1 protein-coding gene is annotated in these 1,126 nt (G+C 76.7%); it reads left to right on the top strand.

Features of this window, described 5'->3' with window-relative positions; genetic code table 11:
• On the top strand, positions 1-1,106 hold a 1,106-nt coding region (locus DQW06_RS28435), incomplete at its 5' end, for a PLP-dependent aminotransferase family protein (protein WP_157983652.1).
• Positions 1,107-1,126: the final 20 nt, after the last annotated feature.

The following is a 1,126-nucleotide window of genomic DNA, read 5'->3' on the forward strand; positions in this document are numbered from 1 at the left end:
CCACCGCCCCGCGCCCCTCCCGGGAACAGGCCCGCAGCCAGGGCATGATCGACCTGCGCCCCGGCGCTCCCTGGGTCCGCGACCACGACCGCGCCGCCTGGCGCCGGGCATGGCGGCACGCGGCCGAACAACCCCTGGACGAGGACCCCGACCCCCGCGGCCTGCCCCGGCTGCGCGCACTCCTGGCCGACCACCTGCGCCGCACCCGCGCAGTACGCATCGGCCCCGAGAACGTCATGGTCACCCGCGGCACCGGCAACGGCCTGGACCTGGTCGGGGCCGCCCTGCTCGGCGCGGGCACCCGCGCGGGCGTGGAGGAGCCCGGCTACCAGAAGGCCCGCACCATCCTGGCCGCCCGCGGAGCCCGCGTGCTCCCCTGCCCGGTCGACCACGACGGCATCCTCACCGAGCACCTGCCCGACGACCTGACCCTCGTCCACACCACACCCGCCCACCAGTACCCGCTCGGCGGACGGCTGCCCGTCCCGCGCCGCGAACGCCTCCTGGCCTGGGCCCGCCGGAACGCGGCGATGATCGTGGAGGACGACTACGACGCCGAGTTCCGCTACGACGTGGCGCCCCTGCCCGCCCTCTACGGCCTGGGCCCCGACCGCGTCATCCTGCTCGGCACCCTGTCCAAGACCCTCTCCCCCGACCTGGGCATCGGCTGGATCGTCGCCGAACCCCCGCTGCTGGAACGCCTGGCCGCCGTCCGCCACGACCTGTCGGACCGCACCAGCGTTCCGGTCCAGGCCGCCACCGCCCTGCTGCTCGAACGCGGCGACCTCGACCGGCACCTGCGCCGCATGCGCCTGGAGTACGCCCGCCGCCGCGGGCTGCTGATCGACCTCCTCACCACCCGCCCCGTCGGGGACACCGCGGGCCTGCACGTCCTGCTCCCGTTGCCCGCCGACGCCGTCGCCCCCGTAGTGGCCGAGGCCGCCGAACGGGGCGTGCTGGTGGACGACACCTCGCGGGCCAGCCACGGCGCCCCGACCGTGCACGGACTGGTCCTGGGCTACGGGTCGGCGCACCCCGCCGACCTGCGCCGCGCCTGCGCGGTCCTCAACGAGGCCGTCGCCCGCCACACCGGCCACACCGCCTGAGCCGGGCGGCGGCCTCGTTG

Source organism: Nocardiopsis sp. TNDT3, assembly GCF_003427465.1.
GTDB lineage: Bacteria > Actinomycetota > Actinomycetes > Streptosporangiales > Streptosporangiaceae > Nocardiopsis > Nocardiopsis dassonvillei.